The sequence below is a fragment of the Janthinobacterium sp. BJB301 genome, assembly GCF_002735685.1.
Lineage (GTDB): Bacteria > Pseudomonadota > Gammaproteobacteria > Burkholderiales > Burkholderiaceae_D > Janthinobacterium > Janthinobacterium lividum.
On sequence record NZ_PDZJ01000003.1, the window covers coordinates 185,600 to 206,814 of the forward strand.

Here is a 21,215-nt window from a genome sequence, read left to right on the forward strand (position 1 = left end):
GATGACTCGAACGCAAAGGAGGAACAGCGCCTTAACGGCTTTAACGGCTGTGGCGTGATACGGTTGACAAGACGGGACAGCGAAACGGTGGGGAAACCTGCGCCAGATCAAACAGACCGGCGCAGGTGATACAGCATATTTACTGCGGGAACAGCTCTTCTCGGGTGACGGTGGCCGTGCCCAGCTTGCCGACGACGATGCCACCGGCGCGGTTGGCCGTGCGCACGGCGTCGCCCAGGCTCATGCCGGCGCCCAGCATGGCCGCCATGGTGGCGATCACCGTGTCGCCGGCGCCCGAGACATCGAACACTTCGCGCGCATCGGTGGGCATGTGCACCACCTCATCGGCCGTGTACAGGCTCATGCCCTCTTCCGAGCGCGTCAGCAGCAAGGCGTCCAGGCCCAGTTGCGCGCGCATCTGCTGCGCGCGCTCCGTGAGTTGCTCTTCCGTGTTCCAGCTGCCGATCACGCGGCGCAGTTCAGACTTGTTCGGAGTGAGTACTGACGCACCAGAATAGCGGCTGAAATCATCGCCTTTCGGGTCGACCATGACGATCTTGCCGGCCTTTCTCGCCGCCTTGATCATCTCGGCCACGTTCACCAGGCTGCCTTTGGCGTAATCGGACAGGACCACCACATCGTAGTGCGGCAAGAGGGCATTAAACTGCGCCAGTTTGTCGCGCAGCACCGTATCGCTGGGCGCATCTTCGAAGTCGATGCGCAGCATCTGCTGCTGGCGGCCGATCACGCGCAGCTTGATGATGGTGGAAATGGCCGCATCGCGCTGCAGATAACTGTGGATGCCGCCGCCTTCGAGCAGGCGCTCGACCTGGCTGCCGGCCTCGTCGTCGCCCACCACGCCCAGCAAGCTCGTCTTCGCGCCCAGCGCGGCCGCGTTGCGCGCCACGTTGGCCGCGCCGCCCAGGCGCTCTTCGCGCTTCTCGATGCGCACGATGGGCACGGGCGCTTCCGGCGAAATGCGGCTGACATCGCCGAACCAGTAGCGGTCCAGCATCACATCGCCCACCACCAGCAGGCGTACCTGGGCCAATGCGGCCGGCGCCGTCAAGGCGACCACCTCTTGGGCGCTCATGCGCGCGTCAGGATCGAGCGACCGATCCCGTGGTATTCGATGCCATTCTCGGCCATGACGGCCGGCTCGAACAGGTTACGCCCGTCAAAGATCACGGCCTGCTTCAGGCGCGCCTTGATCTGCTCGAAATCGGGACTGCGGAAGGCTTTCCATTCGGTCACGATGACCAGCGCATCGGCGTCCTGCAGCGCATCCTTCGGACTGTCGGCAAAGCGCACCTTGGCCAGTTGCTCCGGCGTCAAGTCCAGTTGCAGCACGCGGCGCGCCTCGGCCATGGCGACGGGGTCATACACGGCCACGGTGGCGCCGCGTCCCAGCAAGTCCGCCAGCAGGACACGGGCCGACGCTTCGCGCATGTCGTCCGTATTCGGCTTGAAGGCCAGGCCCCACACGGCGAAATGCCGGCCCGTCAGGTCGGCGCCGAAGCGAGTGACCACTTTGCGGCCCAGCACCTGCTTCTGCTGGTCGTTGACGGCTTCGACGGCGCGCAGGATCAGCAGTTCCTGTCCATGGCCGCGCGCCGTGCGCTCGAGCGCCTGCACGTCTTTCGGGAAACAGGAACCGCCATAGCCGCAGCCGGCGTACAGGAAGCTGTGGCCGATGCGCGGGTCGGAACCGATGCCGTGGCGCACGGCCTCGATGTCGACGCCCACCTTGTCGGCCAGGTTCGCCAGTTCATTCATGAACGAGATGCGCGTGGCCAGCATGGCATTGGCCGCATACTTCGTGAATTCAGCCGAGCGCACATCCATCCAGTAGGTGCGCTCGTGGTTGCGGTTGAACGGCGCATACAGGCTTTTCAGCAATTCGCGCGCGCGCTCGCCGTCTGGCGTCGCATCGACACCGATGACGATGCGGTCGGGGCGCATGAAATCTTCGACGGCAGCGCCTTCCTTGAGGAATTCCGGGTTCGACGCCACCGAGAACGTGGCGGCCACGCCCCGTGCATCGAGTTCGCCCTGGATGGCGGCGCGCACTTTTTCGGCTGTGCCGACGGGCACGGTGGACTTGTCGACGATGACCTTGAAGTCCGTCATGTACTTGCCGATGCCGCGCGCGGCCGCCAGCACGTATTGCAGGTCGGCCGAGCCGTCTTCATCGGGCGGCGTGCCGACGGCGATGAATTGCATCACGCCGTGCGCGGCAGCAGCCTCGACGTCGGTGGAAAAGGTCATGCGGCCGGCGGCGCGGTTGCGCGCCACGACTTCTTCCAGGCCAGGTTCATGGATGGGGATGCCGCCGCTGTTGAGCAAGGCGACCTTCTGTGCGTCCAGGTCGAGGCAAAAGACGTCGTTGCCCAGCTCCGCCAGGCAGGCGCCGGTCACGAGGCCAACATAGCCGGTGCCGATAATGGTGATTTTCATGGATGTACCGTATGGATAAAAAGCAGGTCTTACATAGAAGTACACGCCACATTGCTCAGGGCAAGGTGACGTGTACGAATCAGTTCATGACATTGAGTTCTTCTGTGCGGCGTGGTGGGTAAGTCTCCCACTTGTTGCAGCCAGGGCAGTGCCAGTAGAACTGGCGCGCCTTGAAGCCGCAGTGGCTGCACTGGTAGCGGGCCAGCTTCTGCGTGTAGCCGTGCACGAGGTTTTTCACCATCGACAGCTCGGACCAGATGGCGGCCGGCGCATCCATCATGCGCGCTTCCAGCAGTTTATCCAGGCCCAGCAGGGTCGGCGTGCGGCGCAGCTCGGCGCTGACCAGCTGCTTCGCCGCTTCCACGCCGTCGAGCTCGATGACGGCCTTGAAGACGACTTCGATCAGGTCGATCGACGACGCCTCTTCCAGGTAGGAGCGCAGCAGGTTGACGCCTTCCTGCGCACGGCCGACCTTGGTATACCCGTCCATCAGGCGCTGCGCCACCAGGGCTACGTGCGGCACGCTTTGCTGCTCCACGCGGCGCCAGGTGGTCAGCGCGCCTTCCACGTCGCCGCGCGCCAGCAGCACGTCGCCCGTCAGGATGGTGGCACGCACGCTCTTGCGATCCGTCTGCAAGGCTTTTTCCAGCAGCGGCATGGCGTCGTCCGGCTTCATGTGCACGAGGGCGTCATGTGCCAGTTCGCAATAGAACTGGGCGATTTCCTTCTGGCGCGCGCCGGCGCCCGATTCCTGCAAGCCCACGGCCGCTTCGATGGCGCGCGGCCATTCCTTTTCGCGCTGGTAGATTTCCAGCAGCGCGCGGCGCGCCTGGGCCGCATATTGCGTGTCGACCAGGCTGTTGAAGGTTTCTTCGGCGCGGTCCAGCAAGCCTGCCTTCAGGTAATCCATGCCCAGCTCATAGGCGGCATGGCCCTGCTGTTCCAGCGGCAGGTCCGGGCGCGCCAGCAAATTCTGGTGCACGCGGATGGCGCGTTCCGTTTCGCCGCGGCGGCGGAACAGATTGCCCAGCGCAAAGTGCATATCGGCCGATTCCGGGTCCAGCTTGACGACTTCGATGAAGGCATCGATGGCCTTGTCATGCTGTTCATTGAGCAGGAAATTCAAGCCCTTGAAGTAATTGCGCGGCAGGCTGCGCGATTCGGACACCAGTTGATGAATGTCCACACGCGCGGCAATCCAGCCCAGCGCGAAAAACACCGGGATACCCAAGAGCCACCAGAGTTCAAAATCCATGCGATTGTTTTTATTCGAGTAAGAGAGATAGGAGCGATGGCGCCGCTTACTGCGCGCTCACGCTGTCCGGTTGCGGCTGGACATTGCTGGCCACGCCAACGGTCTGCAGCGCGGCAATGGTGGTTTTTTGCTTGGTCGCTTCGCGGCGGTGACGGAACACGGTCGGCGTCAGCGCCAGTACGCCCAGGCTGGCGCCGGCGACAAAAAAGCCCAGCAGCATCAAGACCAGGGGACCGCGAATTTCATAATTGAGGAAAACATGCAGGTCGACAACCTGCGCATTCTTCAGCGCAAAACTGAAGAACAGGACGAAAAGAACACAGCCAACGATGGTGGAGATGATTTTCATCGATAGGTCCAGAGTGAACAAAAAAAATGCCCGTGCCACATGACACAAACGTAGAGCGCTGATCAAACCGTAGCGAGCGTCAGCGAGGCTCGGCCCCCCCTTTGGTCCGAGAAGCGCAACCGTACTGAAGTACGGTGAGCATCGCAGGCCGCAAAGCGCGACGCGCAGTAGCTGATGTCAGGCATTCTCAGCATATTAACAAAAAAAAGCGGCATCCAAGGACGCCGCTTTCTATGTCGCCTTCCAGCAGACGATTAATCCTCGATAATCGGTTGCCCGACCATCGCGTCCACCCGCTCGCGCAACTGTTTGCCTGGCTTGAAGTGGGGTACCCGTTTTTCGGGAACCATCACCTTGTCGCCGGACTTCGGGTTGCGGCCGATGCGCGGGGGCCTGCTGTTCAGGGCAAAACTGCCAAAACCGCGGATCTCGATACGCTGACCGGTCGCCAGGGCGTTGGTCATCGCATCGAGAATGGTCTTGACGGCATACTCCGCATCTTTCGCCACCAGCTGAGAATAACGCTCAGCGAGGCGGTTGATCAGCTCGGACTTTGTCATCTGCCGTATCCGCAGTCTTAGTTCTTGTTATCGAACTTAGCTTTCAACAAGGCGCCCAGGCTGGTGGTGCCCGAAGCTGCGTTGTTGTCGGTAGCTGCCATTTTTTGCATAGCTTCCTGGGTTTCAACGTTGTCTTTCGCTTTGATCGACAGTTGGATACCACGGGCTTTGCGGTCGATGTTCAACACCATTGCTTCGACGGTGTCGCCGACTTTCAGGTGCGTACCAGCATCTTCAACGCGGTCGCGCGAGATTTCGGAAGCGCGCAGGTAGCCTTCAACTTCTTCGGACAGTTGGATCACGGCGCCTTTAGGCTCAACCGATTTAACGGTACCGGTTACCAGCGAGCCTTTGTCGTTCATGGCTGCGAAGTTGTTGAATGGGTCACCTTCCAGTTGCTTGACGCCCAGGGAAACGCGCTCGCGCTCAACGTCGATGGCCAGAACGATGGCTTCCAGTTCGTCACCTTTCTTGAAGCGACGCACGGCTTCTTCGCCGGTTTCGGTCCAGGACAGGTCGGACAGGTGCACCAGACCGTCGATGTTGCCGGCCAGGCCGATGAACACGCCGAAGTCGGTGATCGATTTGATCGCGCCGCGGACTTTGTCACCTTTCTTATGGGTAACACCGAAGTCGTCCCATGGATTGGCTTTGCACTGTTTCATGCCCAGCGAAATACGACGACGCTCTTCGTCGATTTCCAGAACCATTACTTCTACTTCGTCGCCCAGCTGGACAACTTTGTTAGGAGCAACGTTTTTGTTCGTCCAGTCCATTTCGGAAACGTGTACCAGACCTTCGATACCCTGTTCCACTTCAACGAACGCGCCGTAGTCGGTCAGGTTCGTTACTTTACCGAACAGACGGGTGCTTTGTGGGTAACGACGGGACAGACCGGTCCAAGGATCGTCGCCCAGTTGTTTCACGCCCAGCGAAACACGGTTTTTCTCTTGATCGTATTTCAGGACTTTGGCGGTGATTTCCTGGCCAACCGTCAGTACTTCCGACGGGTGACGTACACGGCGCCATGCCAGGTCGGTGATGTGCAGCAGGCCATCGATACCGCCCAGATCCACGAACGCGCCGTAGTCGGTGATATTTTTGACGACGCCGGTCACGACCGTGCCTTCTTTCAGCGTTTCCATCAGTTTCTGACGCTCTTCGCCCATCGAAGCTTCGATGACGGCGCGGCGGGACAGAACCACGTTGTTGCGCTTGCGATCCAGCTTGATCACTTTGAATTCGAGGGTTTTGCCTTCGAATGGGGTGGTGTCTTTGACAGGACGGGTATCAACCAGCGAGCCCGGCAGGAATGCGCGGATACCGTTGGTCAACACGGTCAGACCGCCTTTGACTTTACCATTGACGGTACCGACGACGATTTCGCCCGATTCCATCGCTTTTTCCAGAGCCAGCCACGAAGCCAGACGCTTGGCTTTATCGCGCGACAGGATGGTATCGCCGAAACCGTTTTCCAGCGATTCGATCGCCACGGAAACGAAGTCACCAACTTTGACTTCCAGTTCGCCGTGGTCGTTCTTGAATTCTTCGACAGGGATGAATGCTTCGGATTTGAGGCCAGCGTTCACGATCACGAAATTGTGGTCGAGGCGCACGACTTCAGCGGAAATAACTTCGCCGGAGCGCATATCTTGACGCGACAACGATTCCTCGAAGAGCGCAGCAAAACTTTCCATACCGGTAGATTCGTTAGTTGTAACAGTAGACATAGGGTTCACACAGGTTATCCAGCAGAGATCGCACAATGCGACTTAAACTGGGTTAGGTTTTTGACACACCCGGACAGGCCAGGAGCCGTCAACGGGCACCACATAGCATGCACTACACATCAATACACGCTATTTTGCTGCTTATTTTGCAACTGCGGCATACCATTTCAACACGGTTTCGACAGCTTCATCAGCTGTCATGGCCGAGGTATCGAGGACATGCGCCCCTTCCGCGGGGACCAGCGGCGCAATCGCACGGTGAGTATCACGTTCGTCCCGCGCCTGCAAATCCATCAGAAGGTCTTCCATATTAGCAGAAAAACCCTTGTCTATCAATTGCTTGTAGCGCCGTTGCGCGCGCGCCTCGACGCTGGCCGTCAGGAAGACCTTCAATTGCGCATGCGGGAAGATCACCGTGCCCATGTCGCGCCCGTCGGCCACCAGGCCCGGCGTCTTGCGAAAGCCCAGCTGCAAGCCCACGAGGGCATGGCGAACCGTTGGCAATACGGCAATCTTCGACGCCGTATTGCCCACCTCTTCGGCACGGATCTGCTCGGTGACGTTTTCATGCGCCAGCAGGATCTCGCCACCCGCAAAATGGCAAGGCAAGTGTTCGGCCAGCTTGGCCAGCGCGTGCTCGTCGCGCAAGTCCGTGCCGCGGCGCAGCGCGCTCAAGGCCGTCAGGCGGTACAGCGCGCCCGAGTCCAGGTAATGAAAGCCCAGCTTGTCGGCCACGCGGTGCGCCACCGTGCCCTTGCCGGAAGCGGTGGGGCCGTCGATGGCGATGACTGGGATGTGGGAGGTCGGCATAGTATGAGCAATCAATTAAATCAGGGTGTCTTTTGCAATCCCCGCAAACGCGGCGAAATACTCGGGGAAGGTCTTGGCCACGCATTTCGGGTCATTGATGCGCATCTCATTGCCGCGGCGCGCGGCGCCGTCCAGCGAGGCGAGCGAGAAGCACATGGCCATGCGGTGGTCGTCATACGTGTCGATGGTGGCGGCAAGAATCTCGGCCGGCGGCGTCACGCGCAGGTAATCGGCGCCCTCTTCCACTTCCGCGCCGAGTTTACGCAATTCCGTTGCCATGGCGGCCAGGCGGTCCGTTTCCTTGACCCTCCAGCTGGCGATATTGCGCAAAGTGCTGGTGCCGTCCGCGTACAGGGCGGCCACGGCGATCGTCATGGCCGCGTCGGGAATATGGTTGAAATCCATGTCGACGGCTTTCAATACGCCGTTCGAACGGGCTTCGATCCAGTTCTCGCCCATGGTGATGGTCGCGCCCATCTGCTGCAAGGCTTCGACGAAGCGCACGTCGCCCTGGATGCTGTCGCGCCCCACGCCTTCCACGCGCACGGGACCGCCGCCGATGGCGCCGGCCGCCAGGAAATACGAGGCCGACGACGCATCGCCTTCCACGTGGATGGTGCCCGGGCTTTGATATTGCTGGCCCGGTTGCACGGTGAACGACTGCCAGCCGTCATGCTCGACCGTCACGCCGAAACGGCGCATCAGGTTCAGCGTGATCTCGATGTACGGCTTCGAAATCAGCTCGCCCGTCACATCGATGGTGACAGCATGGTCGCGCGCCATCAGCGGCGCCACCATCAGGAGGGCCGTCAAAAACTGGCTCGACACGTTGCCGCGCACGGCGATGCGCTGCGCGTGGATGTGGCCACGGCGGATGCGCAGCGGCGGGAAGCCCTGCTCGCCCGTGTATTCGATCTGCGTGCCGACGGCGTTCAGCGCGTCGACCAGGTCGCCGATGGGGCGCTCGTGCATGCGCGATACGCCATGCAGGGTATAGTCGCCGCCGATCACGGCCAGCGCCGCCGTCAGCGGGCGGATCGCCGTGCCGGCGTTCCCCATGAACAGGTCCGCCTCGTGGTGCGGGAACACGCCGCCACAGCCGTCCACGTGGTGGATCTGATGCGCCGTGGCCGGATCGCCCGTCAGCTCGTCCTGCGTCCATTTCACGCCCAGCGACGTCAATGCCGTCAGCATGACGAAGGTGTCGTCGGAGGCGAGCAGGTCGACGATCTTCGTCGTGCCCTTGGCCAGCGCGGCCAGCAGCAACACGCGATTGGAAATGCTTTTCGAGCCGGGCAAGCGCACCGTGCCTTCGGCATGCATCACCGGCTTCAAATCGATATGGTGGGGGTAGTGCTTGGTCTGGGTCATGCTGGAATCCTTGAGTATTTATCGTGAGGGCAAGGCTGGCACTTCCGCCGTTTCAATCGCCTCGATCCATTGCTGCCGCGCGTGCTGGGCGTTCGCATACACGCCTTCGATGGCGGCGCCGTCATTCGCGGCCAGATGGGCGCGCAAGGTCGTCAACTGCGCCAGGTAGGCGTCCAGTTCGTGCAGCAGCGCCGGCTGGTTGGCCAGGCTGATGTCGCGCCACATTTCCGGCGATGAGCCAGCGATGCGCGTAAAGTCGCGAAAGCCGCTGGCCGCGTATTGGAACAGCAGGCCCGCGTGCGGTTTGTTGGCGATGTCGTCGACCAGCGCAAAGGCCAGCAAATGCGGCAGATGGCTGACGGCGGCAAACACCTTGTCATGCTCTTCGGGGCTCAAGGTATGCAGGATGGCGCCGCAGGCGCGCCACGCGGCCGCCACGCGCGCCACGTCGGCCGCGGCGTTTTCCGCCAGCGGCGTGAGCACCACTTTCTTGCCCTGATACAGATCGATGATGGCGGCGTCGGGGCCATTCGTCTCGCGCCCCGCGATCGGGTGGCCCGGCACGAATTGCCCGACTTTTCCACCCAGCGCCGCGCGCGCGGCCGCCACCACGTCGCTTTTCGTGCTGCCCGCATCGGTGACGATGGTGCCCGGCTGCAGGTGCGGCGCGATGGCTGCCAGGATGGCGCCCGTTTGCGCCACGGGCGCGGCCAGCAGCACCAGATCGGCGCCATGCAAGGCTTGCGCCATGTCGCCGCCGATTTCATCGATGATGCCCAGTTCGAGCGCGCGCACCATCGACGCCTGCGAGCGGCCCATGCCGACCACGGTGGCCGCCACGCCCGCATGTTTCAGGGCGCGCGCGAACGAACCGCCGATCAGGCCTACGCCAAAGATGACTACCTTGTTCAGTGCAGGCGTCGTCATATCGTCAGGCCAGCGCTTTCGTCAGCGCGGCGATGAAGATGGCGTTTTCCTGCGGCAGGCCGATGGAAATGCGCAGCCATTGCGGCAAGCCATAGCTGCCCACGGGACGCACGATCACGCCCTGCTTGAGCAGCGCCAGGTTCACGCGCGCGCCGGCGCCATCGTCGTCGCCCACCTTGACCAGCACGAAATTGCCGTGCGACGGCACGTATTCCAGGCCCAGTTGCGTAAACGCTTCCGTAAACTGCTGGTAGCCGGCCGCGTTGTTGCGCGCGCTTTGCTCGAGGAAGGCCTTGTCGTTCAGGGCGGCAATCGCGGCCGCCTGCGCCAGCGAGTTGACGTTGAACGGCTGGCGGATGCGGTTCATCAGGTCCGTCAGCACAGGCTGGGCGATGGCGAAGCCGATGCGCAGGCCGGCCAGGCCGTAGGCCTTCGACAGGGTGCGCGAGACCACCAGGTTCGGATACTGGCGCACCCACGCCGTCGACTCGTACTGGTCGTCGGCCGACAGGAATTCGTTGTAGGCCTCGTCCAGCACGACGACCACATGCGCCGGCACTTTCTGCAGGAAGGCTTCGAGCTGCGCCGCCGTCAGGAAGGTGCCGGTCGGGTTATTCGGGTTGGCGATGAAAACCAGACGCGTGTCGTCGGCAATCGCCGCCGCCATGGCGTCCAGGTCATGGCCGTAGGCTTGCGCCGGGACGACGATGTGGCGCGCGCCCAGGCCTTGCGTGGCCAGCGCGTACACGGCGAACGAATACTGCGAGTACACGACGGATTCGCCATGCTGCACGAAGGCGTGCGCGGCGATTTCCAGGATGTCGTTGCTGCCATTGCCCAGGGTGATCCAGTCGGCCGGCACGTCATAGCGCTTCGACAGCACGGCTTTCAAGTCAAAGCCGTTGGCGTCCGGGTAGCGGCCCAGGTCATCGATGGCGGCGATCATCGCCTGCTTGGCCGATTCCGGCATGCCGTACGGGTTTTCATTCGACGCCAGCTTGACGATGGCTGCCTCGTCGAGGCCGAATTCGCGCGCGACTTCCGCGATCGGTTTGCCGCTCTGGTAAGGGGCGATGGCGCGGACGTATTCTGGACCGATATTTTTAGACATGGTGTTCTTTAAAAAAGTGGGTGATTGTAAGAATAGCTACAGTTTCACAGGCTGACCGGATACGACCCCAGCACCTTGAAAAACGCCGCATTGCTTTGCAGCTCGGCCAGCGCCTGGGCGACGGCCGCGTCGTGCACGTGGCCTTCCACATCGACATAGAAATAATACTCCCAGCTGCCCATGCGCGCCGGGCGCGACTCGAAGCGCGTCATCGACACGCCGTGTTTCGCCAGGGGCGCCAGCAACTGGTACACGGCGCCCGCCTTGTTCGGCACGGCCAGCACCAGCGACGTCTGGTCCTTGCCCGACGGCGCCGTCTGCAAGGTGCCCACGACGGCAAAGCGCGTGCGGTTGTGCGGGTCGTCCTGGATATGGCCCTTGACCACGCCCAGCTTGTACTGCGCGCCGGCCAGTTCGCTGGCAATCGCGGCCACCGTGCCATCTTCGCCGGCCATGCGGGCCGCTTCGGCGTTCGATGCCACGGCGTGGCGCGCGACGTGCGGATAATTCTGGTTCAGCCACACCTGGCACTGCGCCAGCGCCTGCGAATGGGCGCAGATGGAGGTAACGCCGTCCATGTTGCCGCTCTTCGTCATCAGGCTGTGGTGCACGGCGATCGCCACCTCGCCGCTGATGATGAGGCTCGTCTGCAGCATCATGTCGAGCGTGCGGTTGACGGCGCCTTCCGAGGAATTCTCGATCGGCACCACGCCGAAGTCCGCCGTTCCCGCTTCGGCGGAACGGAACACTTCATCGATGGATGCGCACGGCAAGCCTTCGACGGCGCTGCCGAACTGCTGATACACGGCCTGTTCGCTGAAGGTGCCGGCCGGGCCCAGATACGCCACGGTGACCCGCTTTTCCAGCGAGCGGCAGGACGACATGATTTCGCGGAAGATGGTCTGTACTTCGCGGTCGCCCATGGGGCCGGGATTGCGCTCGGCCACGCCGCGCAGCACCTGCGCCTCGCGCTCGGGACGGAACACGGGCGCCTGCGTCTCGGCCTTCACATGGCCCACTTGCTGGGCGATTTGCGCGCGGCGGTTCAGCAGCTCGAGGATTTGCGCGTCGATCGCATCGATCTGTTCGCGCAGCGGTTTCAATTTATCGGTCATGGTGGTTTGTTTCGTCAGCTGTACTTCAATCATGGCCGCGCGGCCTGCGCCGGCGGCGGGCCGGCGCGGTCGTCTAGGCGACTCAGCGTCCGGCAAACTCGTTCAAATAGTTGACCAGGGCTTGCACGCCCTCGATCGGCATCGCGTTATAGATCGATGCACGCATGCCGCCGACGGACTTGTGGCCCTTCAGTTGCAGCAGGCCGCGCTGCTTGGCGCCAGCCAGGAATGCATCGTTCAGACTTTCGTCGCGCAGATAGAACGGGATGGTCATGCGCGAGCGGTATGCGGGGTCGACCCGGTTCTGGTAGAAGTCGTCCGCATCGAGCGCCGCGTACAGCAGCGCCGCTTTCTCAATATTACGCTGTTCCATGGCTGCAACGCCACCCTGGCGTTTGAGCCACTGGAAAACCAGGCCGGCGATATAGATGCCGTAGGTGGGCGGCGTGTTGTACATCGACTCATGTTCGGCAACGATGGTCCAGTCGAAGGCCGACGGGCAGATCGGCAAGGCCTTGCCCAGCAAGTCTTCGCGCACGATGACCAGGGTCAGGCCCGCCGGGCCGATATTTTTCTGCGCGCCGCCGAAGATGACGCCGTATTGCGACACGTCGATCACGCGCGACAGAATGTGCGAGGACATGTCTGCCACGATGGTGGTCCCTGCCGGCACGTCTGGCGCCTGCTGGAATTCCACACCGTCGATGGTTTCATTGGTGCAGATATGCAGGTAGGCGGCGCCTGGCGTCAGCTTCCATTCGGAGACTGGCGGCACGCCCGTGAAACGGGCAGCCTTGGACGACGCGGCCACGTTGACGTTCGCATACTTGGCCGCTTCCTGGATCGACTTGCCCGACCACGAACCCGTGTGCACGAAGTCCACGGTGGCCGGCTGCTGCGCGGCCAGGCCCGCCAGGTTCATCGGGATGATGGCGTTCTCGCCCAGTCCACCGCCCTGCAGGAACAAGATTTTGTAGTTCGCGGGCACGGCCAGCAGCTCGCGCAGGTCGGCCACGGCCTGCTGGTAGATGGAAATGAATTCGGGACCACGGTGGCTCATTTCCATCACCGACATGCCACTGCCATGCCAGTCCTGCATCTCGGCGGCCGCTTGCGCCAGCACTTCCTTGGGCAGGACGGCGGGGCCGGCGGAGAAGTTGTAGATATGGGTCACGATACGGTCCTTAGTAAAATGAAATTATTGGGGCGACTGCGTGGCCGCCCGCATGACCTGGTCAAGCACGGCGTTCACGCGGGGGATCAGCACGCGCTGGCTGATGGCCATCGATTCGGCGGACAGTTGCGGCATGGTGGCCAGCATCTTGCGGCCCAGCGGCGTCTTGTAGAAGGCCGTCAGCTGCTCGACTTCCGGCACCGTGTAAAAGCGCGCGTACAGGGGCACCATTTCATCGCCCAATTCATCGATCAGGGTCGGATCGGCCAGCACCTGCGTCAGGGTGGCGATGGCCAGGGGAATTTCCTCTTCGGCGCTGGCCAGCGCGCGCGCCTTGCGCTGCTCGTCCAGCTTCGGGTTGCCGTTGATTTGCTGCTGCGCCGACTGGCGGATCATGGCGGGCACCGATTGCAGCATCTGGTCGAAGATATTGCGCGTCAGTTGCGGGAACTGCATCGCGTCGAGCATGCGCCGCACTGCCACTTTCATGGCGGGGCTGGGCGCCGCCTGGCGCGAAGGCGTGGCTTGCGTGCTCTGGGCCAGGGCCGGCAGGGTCGCAAGGAAGGCCAGCGAAAACGCGGCAAAGAAGGTGGCAACGATTTTTCTCATGGCATGCGGGACTTTATAAAAGCGGGGAACAAATGGGACACGCAGGCTGGCGCCGCAACTGGCGCGCCAATAGCAATTGGGGCTCCCGAAAGAGCCCCAATCATCTTACTCCGGCTGGGCCGGATCGGCCGGATCGACCGGGTCGGCCGCCGCCGGCGCGGCCTCCGTGCCCGCCTCCGTCGTCAGTTCGACTTCGTCGATATCCGTTTCCACCACGCGCTGCAGGCCGGATAGCTTGGTGCCGTCTTCCACGGCGATCAGGGTCACGCCCTGCGTCGCGCGGCCCATCTCGCGGATTTCCGACACGCGGGTGCGGATCAATACGCCACCGGTGGTGATCAGCATGATTTCATCGCTGGTATCGACCAGGGTCGCGGCAACCACTTTACCGTTGCGTTCGCTGGTCTGGATGGCGATCATGCCTTTCGTGCCACGGCCATGGCGCGTGTACTCGGTGATCGGCGTACGCTTGCCGTAGCCGTTTTCCGTTGCCGTCAGCACCGATTGCTGCTCGTTCTCGGCCACCAGCAGGGCGATCACGTGCTGGCCTTCTTCCAGGTTCATGCCGCGCACGCCGCGCGCCGTACGGCCCATCGGACGCACATCGTTTTCATCGAAGCGCACTGCCTTGCCCGAATCGGAGAACAGCATCACGTCGTGCTGGCCGTCGGTCAGCGCCGCGCCGATCAGGAAGTCGCCGTCGTCCAGGTCGACCGCGATGATGCCGGCCTTGCGTGGATTGCTGAAGTCCTTCAGCGGCGTTTTCTTGACGGTACCGAGGCTGGTCGACATGAACACGTAATGGTCTTCCGGGAACGTGCGGTTCTCGCCCGACAGCGGCAGGATCACGGTGATCTTTTCGTTGTCCTGCAGCGGGAACATGTTGACGATCGGCTTGCCGCGCGAATTGCGCGAGCCTTGCGGCACTTCCCACACCTTCAGCCAGTACATGCGGCCACGATCCGAGAAGCACAGGATGTAGTCGTGCGTGTTGGCGATGAACAGCTGGTCGATCCAGTCTTCCTCTTTCGTCGCCATGGCCTGCTTGCCGCGGCCACCGCGCTTCTGCGCGCGGTATTCGGTGATCGGCTGGGCCTTCATGTAGCCGGTGTGCGACAGGGTCACGACCATGTCCTGCGGCGTGATCAGGTCTTCCGTTTCCAGGTCGGTCGCGTTCAACTCGATCTGCGAGCGGCGCGCGTCCTTGTTGCCAATGCCGTATTCGTTCTTCGCCGCCGTCATTTCATCGGTGATGATGACGGTCACGCGTTCAGGCTTAGCCAGGATGTCGAGCAAGTCGGCGATATGCTCCATCACGTCCTTGTACTCGTTGACGATCTTGTCCTGCTCCAGGCCGGTCAGGCGCTGCAGGCGCATTTGCAGAATTTCCTGCGCCTGGTCGTCCGACAGCTTGTACAGGCCATCCGTTTGCATGCCATAGTGTTTCGGCAGGTTTTCGGGACGGTAGGCATCGATGCCGCCTGGCGTCGTGCCGTCGCCCGTGCGGGCCAGCATTTCGCGCACGACGGACGAATCCCAGGCCTTGGCCATCAGCTCGACCTTGGCGATCGGCGGCGTCGGCGCAGCCTTGATGATGGCGATGAAGTCATCGATGTTGGCCAGCGCGACAGCCAGGCCTTCGAGCACGTGGCCGCGTTCGCGCGCCTTGCGCAGTTCGAACACGGTACGGCGCGTCACCACTTCGCGGCGGTGCGACAGGAAGCACTGCAGCATCTGCTTGAGGTTCAGCAGCTTCGGCTGTCCATCGACCAGGGCCACCATGTTCATGCCGAAGGTATCCTGCAACTGGGTCTGCTTGTACAGATTGTTCAGCACCACTTCCGGCACTTCGCCCCGTTTCAGCTCGATCACCACGCGCATGCCCGACTTGTCGGATTCGTCGCGGATGTCGGAAATGCCGTCGAGCTTCTTGTCGCGCACGTTTTCAGCGATGCGTTCCAGCAAGGACTTCTTGTTGACCTGGAATGGCAGTTCGTCGACGATGATGGCGATGCGGCCGCCATCCTTGCCGTATTCTTCGAAGTGGGTCTTGGCGCGCATGACCACGCGGCCGCGGCCCGTGCGGTAGCCGTCGCGCACGCCGGACACGCCATAGATGATGCCGGCCGTCGGGAAGTCCGGCGCCGGGATCAGCTCGATCAATTCATCGATCGTGCAATCGGGGTTGCGCAGCACGTGCAGCGCGCCGTCGATGACTTCGGTGATGTTGTGTGGCGGAATGTTCGTCGCCATGCCGACGGCGATACCGGACGAGCCATTGATCAGCAGGTTCGGGATACGCGTCGGCAAGACCGTCGGTTCCTTTTCCTTGCCATCGTAGTTGGGCTGGAAGTCGACGGTATCCTTGTCGATATCGGCCAGCAGTTCGCCGGCGATCTTGTCCAGGCGGCACTCGGTGTAACGCATCGCCGCGGCGCCGTCGCCGTCGACGGAACCGAAGTTGCCCTGGCCATCGACGAGCATGTAGCGCAGCGAAAAATCTTGCGCCATGCGCACCAGCGTGTCGTAGATCGAGGCATCGCCGTGGGGATGGTATTTACCCATGGTTTCGCCGACCACGCGGGCGCACTTGACGTAAGGGCGGTTCCACACGTTATTCATTTCATGCATCGCGAACAAGACGCGGCGGTGCACTGGCTTCAAGCCATCGCGCGCATCGGGCAAGGCGCGACCGACGATCACGCTCATGGCGTAATCGAGGTAGCTCTTGCGCATCTCTTCTTCGAGGGAAATAGGAATTGTTTCTTTTGCGAATTGATCCATTGGCGGTTCGACTGATCTCAGGCTGTGGTTAACTTATCTGTTACGCAATGTATGACGCAATACTGCATATCCTGGGTGGCTGTCGTCGTGGACGCCGCGCCGCGCGCTGCTGGCGCGGCCCGGCTTCCATGTCGCAGAGTGCCAGACAAATCGGCGGGCTGGCGGCACGGCCAGTACGGGTACCGCAAGGGTACGTCCTGGCCATGCAGTGCCGCCGTGGGCATTTGCTCGACACTCTTAACAGTCAAGCGCACGATTTTAGCATGCGCGCCCAGCTACCTGTACAAATTGGCCATACCAACAAGATTGGCAGTTTGCACCGGGGACGTGCACGTTGACCTGTCGATAATGCACAATGGCAATATCAGTTCAAGATACCTGCCCTTAAAAGAGGCAAAAAAAGCGATCAATTGTTACAGGCGCGTTACAAATGGGCATTTTCGTTGCGCAAAAACAACGCACGGTCTAAAATCGGGCAAGCTTTGATTTAACCACGGTCGTGTGCCCCTGATGCGTGTGGCAAAATGACTGGGAAGTTAATTGCTAGTTTCGCAATCTGAAACGAGCGCATATGGTCTACATGATAAAATCTTGGCACGTAGCACCAGTAGCGCAGTGTTGTTCTGCGGATATCACCCCCCGAAAGGAAAAAAGAATGAATAAATTTGTAACGCTGTTTTTCGCTGCATCCGCAGTGATTGCTGGCTCGGCTTCGGCCCAAACCCCAACCTCCCCACCATTCGCGCCAGTTACCACTGACATCAAAGCACCAAGCCCAAAAAGCGCTTACGTGCAAGATGCCCGCGGCGTAATCGTGCGTGACCCATTCGGCCTGTGCTGGCGTACCGGCTACTGGACACCTGCTGACGCAGTGCCAGGTTGCGACGTGCCACTGTGCGTAGAGCCAGAAACCCTGCAAGACGGCAAATGCGTGGCTCCTCCAGCACCAGTCGTACCTGCTCCAGCACCAGCACCTGTCGTGCCAGTGCCAGTCGTAGTTGCTCCTACCTCGGAAAAAGTCAGCTTCGCCGCTGATGCATTCTTCGATTTCGACAAAGCTACGCTGAAGCCAGAAGGCAAAGCCAAGCTGGACGAGCTGTCCGCACAACTGGGCGGCATCAACCTGGAAGTCATCATCGCTGTGGGTCACACCGATTCCGTCGGCACCGATGCTTACAACCAAAAACTGTCGGTACGTCGTGCTGATGCTGTCAAAGCCTACCTGGTCACCAAAGGCGTTGAAAGCAACCGCGTGTACACCGAAGGCAAAGGCGAGAAACAACCTGTTGCTGATAACAAAACTGCCGAAGGCCGTGCGAAAAACCGTCGCGTGGAAATCGAAGTTGTTGGTACCCGCAACAAGTAATAGCTGACTCCCTGGACTTGCCGCAAGTCATCGCGCAAGTCAAGAACAGCATGAAAAACCCCGCTACGGCGGGGTTTTTTTTCGTCCGTGGCTGCCCAATTGTAAAATTGCCGCTATTATTCGACCTATGAACGCCGACCCTCTTGAAATCCAAAAATTCAGTGAGCTGGCCCACCGCTGGTGGGACCCCACTTCCGAGTTTCGTCCCCTGCACGAAATTAACCCCCTGCGCCTGGAATGGATCAACGCAAAAGTGCCGCTGGCCGGCAAGCGCGTGATCGACATCGGCTGCGGCGGCGGCATCCTGGCCGAATCGATGGCCCGCAAGGGCGCCGACGTGACGGGCATCGACCTGTCCGACAAGGCATTGAAAGTTGCCGACCTGCACAGCCTGGAATCGGGCGCCAAGGTACGCTACAAGCTGATCGCCGCCGAAGCCATGGCCGAGGAAGAGCCGGGCCAGTACGACGTCGTGACCTGCATGGAAATGCTCGAGCACGTGCCGGACCCCGCCGCCATCGTCAAGGCCTGCGCCGCACTGGTGAAACCGGGCGGCCACGTGTTCCTGTCGACCCTGAACCGCAACCCGAAAGCGTATCTGTTCGCCATCCTGGGCGCCGAATACCTGCTGCGTCTGCTGCCGAAAGGCACGCACGACTATGACAAATTCATCACCCCGGCGGAACTGTCGCAATACCTGCGCAGCGCCGGGCTGGACGTCAACAGCATGCGCGGCATGGGCTACAATCCATTGACCAAGATTTACTCACTTAATAGCGATACCAGCGTCAATTACCTGGTGGCCTGCACCCGGCCGCTGTAACCATCACGCACAATACAAGGCGGCTGCGGCCGCCATTTTTCATTCCCACTTGACACACTTTTCCCGCCATGATCACAGACCATCTGCCAGCACCGCGCGCCATCCTGTTCGACCTCGACGGCACCCTGGCCGACACCGCGCCCGACCTGGCAGCGGCCATCAACCTGTTGCGCGCGCGCGCCGGCCTGGCGCCGACCCCGTATGACATCCTGCGCCCCACGGCCTCGGCCGGCGCGCGCGGCATGATAGGCGCGTCGTATGGCGTCCAACCGGGCGAAAGCGGCTACGAAGCCCTGAAAGACGGCTTCCTGAACAATTACGAAGCGGCCCTGGCCGTGGAAAGCCGTTTATTCGACGGTATCCCCGCCCTGCTGGAAGGCCTGCAAGCCCTGGGCCTGGCCTGGGGCGTGGTCACCAACAAGGCCGCCCGCTTCACCGACCCGCTGGTCGGCCAGATCGGCCTGGGCGCCGCCGGCTGCGTGATTTCGGGCGACACCATGGCGCACCCGAAACCCCACCCTGCCCCCCTGCTGGAAGCGGCGCGCCGCCTGGAGCTGGCGCCGGAGGACTGCTGGTACGTGGGCGACGACCTGCGCGACATCCAGGCCGGCCGCGCCGCCGGCATGCGCACGGTCGCCTGCGCCTGGGGCTACTGCGGCCCCGTCGAGCCGCAGCACTGGAACGCCGACCATTTGCTGGATACGCCGCAAGCGCTGCTCGAGCTGGTCAGCGCCGTGGTGAAGGCGGCGCAGGCGCGGCAGCTGGCAGCATAAACCGGCCTGCGCTTGATCTGGCACGCCGGCAAGCGAATGCATCATGCAAGAGTGGGCAGATTGCGCTACAATGAAGGTTCTGTGGGGACGACCTGGTTTCGACGTGGGTTGCAAAGCAGCGCAGGGCATACCGAGGGCGGGCTACCTCGTAAATACAACCTGAAAAAACTTAACTGCAAACGATAACTCGTACGCACTGGCAGCTTAATCGCTGTTAGCTCTAGAACACCTCGTCCCTGGGGTGGGCCGTCAAAAGCTCTAGAGTCATTTACAGGGACTCGTCGTATGCTGGGTTACTTAGCGTCCGACTAAATAATAGGTAACTCGCTTGCCCATAACGTGCACATCCGTGCTGGCTGAGTTAAATTAAATGATAGTGCTAAGTATGTAGAACTGTCTGTAGAGTGCTTGCGGACGCGGGTTCGATTCCCGCCGTCTCCACCACTGAATAAATAAAAGGGCTTCCCCGTTTTGGCGGGGAGGCCCTTTTTATTTATTCCATGCATGCAGAACGCGGGCGTCAAATCCGCGTCCGGTACGGGCGCGGGGGTTTTGCGGGACTTCGGCGAGCGCAGCTCGGCGCCGCAAAACCGGGTTGCGCTTGCAAGCGCAACCCTCTCCGATTCTTCTGACTAGCTCTTGCGCCGCAGGCGGTTTCCTAGCAACAACATCAGCTGCTCAGGCCGTGTGCCAATGACGGACCTGCCCCTCTATGTGGGAAGCAAAACAGATGAGGCATGCTGACTGGACGATGATTGCCAGAATATACGGGCGTTGGATGCCGGATGCAGATCAGGCGGCCGGATCAACAGCGGAAATTGTGTTCGGTCTTTACTGATTAAATCTGGCGGCTGTCTGTCCTGCAACATCAGGGGCCAATGATATAGTGGCGGGAATGTACTCACTGAAGAAAACTGCCATGAAAAACGACACAAACGCTCGCCCGCAAGCAACCCAAGCGCCTGCCAGGCTCAGCAAAGGGGACTTCGTCACCGCACTGCGCAAGCTGCTGCAAGAAGAAGGAACGGCCGGCAAGTCCAGCGTGGACGTACGCGCTGCGAACCTGCACACCGACGTTGGCGTCTATCCGGCGCGCGGCCACTCGATGCCGACCTGTTGCACGGTAATGTATGAAGAGATGCAGCCGGGTGACGAGATACTGTTGACGCCACCCGGCGGCAAAGGACCTACGCTCCTGGTACGGTATAAATTCCCGCGCTGAGAATCGCGGCCTTAGGCTACTGATGGAGATTCGCAGCGCTAATCGGCTCCGTCCGCTTCCCCCCTGCAGCGGATATGGAGCGTCCGAGCAGGCCGGGTTTCACAACAGCGACCTCGGCAGCCCAGTCTCATTGTGTTTTTGGGGCATGACGATTGATGCCGCCTGGACTGCGGCAGTTTCAGCGTCGTTACCGCCCTCAGTATTACTTGATACGGCCACTTGGACAGAAAAACCCCATGCATCAATGCAGCCGCGCTGAAGGCGTCGAATTGAACGGTTCAGGTCTCTTATGGAACATGAAATACGCAAATGGCACAAAGTAGAACACTAGCCAGTGCCCGGAGAAACCACGCACTTGATTTACCTTGAAAGTGGAATACTCCACGGCGCTCAGTTCGCGAATGAAATTTCCACGGTTCAATAGCACAAATTTCCCGTCAACGATCGAAGGATTGCCGCCCGCCGCGTTCATCATGAAGAGTGCAAAATTCACCAATGCGTAAGCAGCTATACAGAGTCCCAGTCCGACCACCCACTTCGGAAAAGCTGCGCGTAGTTCAGCGAACGTTGGTTTGGGGCCGAGTGACTTTCGACTGGAGAAGACAAACGGAATGAACACAAGGAAAATGCCGCCGTGCAGCCACCAGATCGCAGGAAAATTATCAGATACATTGACTCCCATCAATGCCGCAATGTGCGCAATCAGTGCGGTTGCAAAGCCAATTAGTGAGGCAAAGCCAAGAATTTGGTTCATAGAATCGGATTACATATATCGTAAA

At 61.0% G+C, this 21,215-nt stretch carries 19 protein-coding genes and 1 other RNA gene; 5 read left to right on the forward strand and 15 right to left on the reverse strand.

What is annotated here, in order from left to right; translation table 11 throughout:
* Positions 1 to 139: 139 nt before the first annotated feature.
* The 14 genes from rfaE1 to gyrA all read right to left on the reverse strand — a co-directional run bounded on the left by rfaE1 (position 140) and on the right by gyrA (position 16,252).
* Positions 140 to 1,093 (reverse strand): D-glycero-beta-D-manno-heptose-7-phosphate kinase, encoded by a 954-nt coding sequence (gene rfaE1, locus CSQ91_RS20135; RefSeq protein ID WP_052140095.1) that lies wholly within the window; start codon positions 1,091 to 1,093, stop codon positions 140 to 142.
* On the reverse strand, positions 1,090 to 2,457 hold the full coding sequence (locus CSQ91_RS20140; RefSeq protein ID WP_070257575.1) for a UDP-glucose dehydrogenase family protein: 1,368 nt from the start codon (positions 2,455 to 2,457) through the stop codon (positions 1,090 to 1,092). The genes rfaE1 and CSQ91_RS20140 overlap by 4 nt, the downstream gene beginning before the upstream one ends.
* A 79-nt stretch (positions 2,458 to 2,536) precedes the next feature.
* Positions 2,537 to 3,712, reverse strand: coding sequence for a lipopolysaccharide assembly protein LapB (gene lapB, locus CSQ91_RS20145; RefSeq protein ID WP_034782020.1), 1,176 nt, complete (start codon positions 3,710 to 3,712; stop codon positions 2,537 to 2,539).
* A 46-nt stretch (positions 3,713 to 3,758) separates the two neighbouring features.
* Complete coding sequence (locus CSQ91_RS20150) at positions 3,759 to 4,061, reverse strand: LapA family protein (RefSeq protein WP_034751796.1); 303 nt, start codon at positions 4,059 to 4,061, stop codon at positions 3,759 to 3,761.
* Between the two features lie 254 nt (positions 4,062 to 4,315).
* Positions 4,316 to 4,621, reverse strand: coding sequence for an integration host factor subunit beta (locus tag CSQ91_RS20155; RefSeq protein WP_008446215.1), 306 nt, complete (start codon positions 4,619 to 4,621; stop codon positions 4,316 to 4,318).
* A gap of 17 nt (positions 4,622 to 4,638) precedes the next feature.
* Positions 4,639 to 6,351, reverse strand: a complete 1,713-nt coding sequence (rpsA, locus tag CSQ91_RS20160) for a 30S ribosomal protein S1 (RefSeq protein WP_071650172.1) — start codon at positions 6,349 to 6,351, stop codon at positions 4,639 to 4,641.
* A gap of 141 nt (positions 6,352 to 6,492) precedes the next feature.
* Positions 6,493 to 7,161, reverse strand: coding sequence for a (d)CMP kinase (gene cmk / locus CSQ91_RS20165; protein WP_070257574.1), 669 nt, complete (start codon positions 7,159 to 7,161; stop codon positions 6,493 to 6,495).
* A gap of 15 nt (positions 7,162 to 7,176) precedes the next feature.
* Complete coding sequence (gene aroA, locus CSQ91_RS20170) at positions 7,177 to 8,532, reverse strand: 3-phosphoshikimate 1-carboxyvinyltransferase (protein WP_099389418.1); 1,356 nt, start codon at positions 8,530 to 8,532, stop codon at positions 7,177 to 7,179.
* Positions 8,533 to 8,550: 18 nt separating this feature from the next.
* Positions 8,551 to 9,459, reverse strand: coding sequence for a prephenate dehydrogenase (locus tag CSQ91_RS20175; RefSeq protein WP_170846462.1), 909 nt, complete (start codon positions 9,457 to 9,459; stop codon positions 8,551 to 8,553).
* A gap of 4 nt (positions 9,460 to 9,463) precedes the next feature.
* Positions 9,464 to 10,570: a histidinol-phosphate transaminase gene (hisC, locus tag CSQ91_RS20180; RefSeq protein ID WP_034782010.1), complete on the reverse strand. Its 1,107-nt coding sequence runs from the start codon at positions 10,568 to 10,570 to the stop codon at positions 9,464 to 9,466.
* Between the two features lie 44 nt (positions 10,571 to 10,614).
* The gene (gene pheA, locus CSQ91_RS20185; RefSeq protein ID WP_070257597.1) at positions 10,615 to 11,685 is read right to left on the reverse strand and encodes a prephenate dehydratase; all 1,071 of its coding nucleotides are present in this window, start codon (positions 11,683 to 11,685) and stop codon (positions 10,615 to 10,617) included.
* A gap of 82 nt (positions 11,686 to 11,767) precedes the next feature.
* Positions 11,768 to 12,859, reverse strand: a complete 1,092-nt coding sequence (gene serC, locus CSQ91_RS20190) for a 3-phosphoserine/phosphohydroxythreonine transaminase (protein ID WP_092611450.1) — start codon at positions 12,857 to 12,859, stop codon at positions 11,768 to 11,770.
* Between the two features lie 24 nt (positions 12,860 to 12,883).
* Entirely contained in the window at positions 12,884 to 13,468 is a 585-nt protein-coding gene (locus tag CSQ91_RS20195; RefSeq protein ID WP_070257570.1) for a DUF2059 domain-containing protein, read from the reverse strand.
* A gap of 105 nt (positions 13,469 to 13,573) precedes the next feature.
* A complete protein-coding gene (gene gyrA, locus CSQ91_RS20200) occupies positions 13,574 to 16,252 on the reverse strand; it encodes a DNA gyrase subunit A (protein WP_099389419.1) in 2,679 nt (892 codons plus the stop codon).
* A gap of 655 nt (positions 16,253 to 16,907) precedes the next feature.
* On the opposite strand from gyrA, the gene ompA reads away from it, so the two are divergent.
* The 5 genes from ompA (at position 16,908) to CSQ91_RS20225 (ending at position 20,436) form a co-directional block, all read left to right on the forward strand.
* Entirely contained in the window at positions 16,908 to 17,618 is a 711-nt protein-coding gene (gene ompA, locus CSQ91_RS20205) for an outer membrane protein OmpA (RefSeq protein WP_035825645.1), read from the forward strand.
* Positions 17,619 to 17,745: 127 nt separating this feature from the next.
* Positions 17,746 to 18,441 (forward strand): bifunctional 2-polyprenyl-6-hydroxyphenol methylase/3-demethylubiquinol 3-O-methyltransferase UbiG, encoded by a 696-nt coding sequence (ubiG, locus tag CSQ91_RS20210; protein WP_034751812.1) that lies wholly within the window; start codon positions 17,746 to 17,748, stop codon positions 18,439 to 18,441.
* Positions 18,442 to 18,509: 68 nt separating this feature from the next.
* Complete coding sequence (locus CSQ91_RS20215) at positions 18,510 to 19,214, forward strand: HAD family hydrolase (RefSeq protein ID WP_070257568.1); 705 nt, start codon at positions 18,510 to 18,512, stop codon at positions 19,212 to 19,214.
* A gap of 83 nt (positions 19,215 to 19,297) precedes the next feature.
* Positions 19,298 to 19,658, forward strand: a transfer-messenger RNA (tmRNA) gene (ssrA, locus tag CSQ91_RS20220).
* Between the two features lie 475 nt (positions 19,659 to 20,133).
* Positions 20,134 to 20,436: an HNH endonuclease gene (locus CSQ91_RS20225; protein ID WP_099389620.1), complete on the forward strand. Its 303-nt coding sequence runs from the start codon at positions 20,134 to 20,136 to the stop codon at positions 20,434 to 20,436.
* A 241-nt stretch (positions 20,437 to 20,677) separates the two neighbouring features.
* Here the strand turns inward: CSQ91_RS20225 and CSQ91_RS20230 are convergent, their stop codons facing one another.
* Positions 20,678 to 21,190, reverse strand: a complete 513-nt coding sequence (locus tag CSQ91_RS20230; protein ID WP_099389420.1) for a hypothetical protein — start codon at positions 21,188 to 21,190, stop codon at positions 20,678 to 20,680.
* Positions 21,191 to 21,215: the final 25 nt, after the last annotated feature.